At 25.9% G+C, this 2,164-nt stretch carries 3 protein-coding genes; all 3 read right to left on the reverse strand.

Annotation, left to right across the window (positions count from 1 at the left end; all coding sequences use genetic code 11):
* Positions 1 to 2: 2 nt before the first annotated feature.
* Positions 3 to 791: a glycerophosphodiester phosphodiesterase gene (locus NSA58_RS19290; protein WP_052233130.1), complete on the reverse strand. Its 789-nt coding sequence runs from the start codon at positions 789 to 791 to the stop codon at positions 3 to 5.
* Between the two features lie 95 nt (positions 792 to 886).
* The gene (locus tag NSA58_RS19295; RefSeq protein ID WP_039681031.1) at positions 887 to 1,168 is read right to left on the reverse strand and encodes a hypothetical protein; all 282 of its coding nucleotides are present in this window, start codon (positions 1,166 to 1,168) and stop codon (positions 887 to 889) included.
* A gap of 63 nt (positions 1,169 to 1,231) precedes the next feature.
* Positions 1,232 to 2,128 carry an SPL family radical SAM protein gene (locus NSA58_RS19300; protein WP_074079155.1) on the reverse strand — a complete coding sequence of 299 codons (897 nt, stop codon included), beginning with the start codon at positions 2,126 to 2,128 and terminating at the stop codon, positions 1,232 to 1,234.
* Positions 2,129 to 2,164: the final 36 nt, after the last annotated feature.

Here is a 2,164-nt window from a genome sequence, read left to right on the forward strand (position 1 = left end):
CATTATCCCAAGAGTATATATTTTACCAAATTCACATCATCAGTTATTATATTTTCCACACCTAATTTTATAATTTTCCTAATATCTTCTTCATCATTTATAGTCCATATATGTATTTCTTTATTATTTTCATGTATTTTTTCCACTAATTCTTTTGAAAGTAGATTATATTTTATGGATATAAAATCACATTCTAACTTTTCAATATTATCTATGGGGTTGCTAATTATATATCCTGTTTTAATATCCTTATTATCTTTTTTAAACTTTTCTATTGTTAATTTATTAAATGAGGACACTACTACATCTTGTGACATAGAATATTCTTTTATTAATTTAGACACCTCTTTAGATAATTCATAACCCTTTTTATTATTCATTTTTAACTCTATATTAAACTTAATCTTTCCTTTAAAATTTTCAAATACTTCTTCTAAAGTAGGTATATTCTCATAGTCATACTTTTTATTTTTATAAGATCCATTATCAACTTTCTTAACTTCTTCAAGTGTCATATCTTCTATTGATTGATTTCTACCGTTTACCCTTTTTAAAGTATTATCATGGAACAGCACAACTTTATTATCCTTTGTAAGTCTTACATCTACTTCCACATAGTCCGCATTTTCCTCAATAGCTTTAGCTATGGATGTAAGTGTATTTTCTGGATAATATAAAGAGCTCCCTCTATGAGCAGTTATTAGTATATGATTATCTACAGCATAACCATTAATAATATTAAATGATAATATGATTATGATAGTAAACATAATAAATATAGTTTTTTTCATACTAAACCAACTTTCTATTTTTCTTTTATTTTACCTTTTAATTTCAACTTTTATCCAAAATATAAAAGGAATGGCTTAAACCATTCCTTTTTTCACTATAAATTTTCTTGCATATATGTAAATACAGTTTCAACATACTTTCCAAAATCTTCTTCATTATCCGGAAAAGAAAATTCTTCTATATACTCCATTGTTTTGTCTAAGACTAACTTGAAAATAACTTTTTTATCAGCTTCTTCTAGTTCAACTTGAACTCCTGTTTCTGGATTTATCAAAGAACTTAATAGATAATCTGTACACCCTCCAGCTAATTCTGTAATTTCCTCTATTTCAGCAAGTTCTTCTTCACTTATATTAAATTCATCCATTCCTGCCATTCTATGTCTTCCCTTCTAAATATGTATTTGTAATATATCATAAAAAAATATATATAACAATAATTAAAACCAACTTATTTGGCTTCTTTCATATTTACTTTTATAGTCATCTATTATATCCTCCATCTTATATAAGATATTATATTTTTCACACTCTTCTTTAAATACTGTCCATAAGTAATTTACATTTTGACACGGATTTTCATATACCTCTCCAAATGCATTCATATATGTTTCATCTAAATTTTGTTGTGGAAATATTTTTCTCAGTTGCTCAAAATAATACTCTCTTTGATTTTTTCTAAGTGTTACTCCTAAGCCATATGAAAAAACAAATTTAGCTCCACACTCATAAGCTTTTTTTATAATATTTTTTATATTTTCTTCATTGTCATTAATAAAAGGCAACAATGGCATAAGAAGTATTCCTGTGTATATATTATTATCACTTAATTTTTTAATAGCCTCAAACCTTTTGTTGGATGTACACACTTTTCTTTCAATCTTTTTACATAGCTCATCATCAAAAGTTGTAATAGTCATTTTAACTATAACAGGTGAATGGCTTTGTATTTTTTTCAGTATATCTATATCTCTGGTTATTAAATCACTCTTAGTTGCAATTCCTATACCAAATCTGTACTCATCTATTAATTTTAAAGCTTGTCTAGTCAGTTCATATTTTTCCTCAAAAGGATTATAAGGGTCACTCATTGCCCCCGTTCCAACTACTCCCTTTCTTCTTTTAGATTGAAGTTCTTTTCTTATTATTTCTATTGAGTTTTCCTTTATTCTCACTCTATCAAAATCAATAATTTGATAACAGCTACTTCTAGAGTCACAATAAATACATCCATGACAACAACCTTTATATATATTCATATTATAATTAATTCCAAACCAATGAGGATTTTCATTATAAGAAGAAGATATAATTGTTTTTGTTGGTATAAATTCCATAAAACTTCAATCCTTTCTTAATTGTCTAGTATAGAT

This window comes from Terrisporobacter muris, from assembly GCF_024621905.1.
GTDB lineage: Bacteria > Bacillota > Clostridia > Peptostreptococcales > Peptostreptococcaceae > Terrisporobacter > Terrisporobacter muris.

Excerpts from the sequence above, each read along its gene's own strand:
- NSA58_RS19290 (WP_052233130.1), bottom strand. The coding sequence starts at position 791 with ATGAAAAAAACTATATTTATTATGTTTACTATCATAATCATATTATCA.
- NSA58_RS19295 (WP_039681031.1), bottom strand. The coding sequence starts at position 1,168 with ATGGCAGGAATGGATGAATTTAATATAAGTGAAGAAGAACTTGCTGAA.
- NSA58_RS19300 (WP_074079155.1), bottom strand. The coding sequence starts at position 2,128 with ATGGAATTTATACCAACAAAAACAATTATATCTTCTTCTTATAATGAA.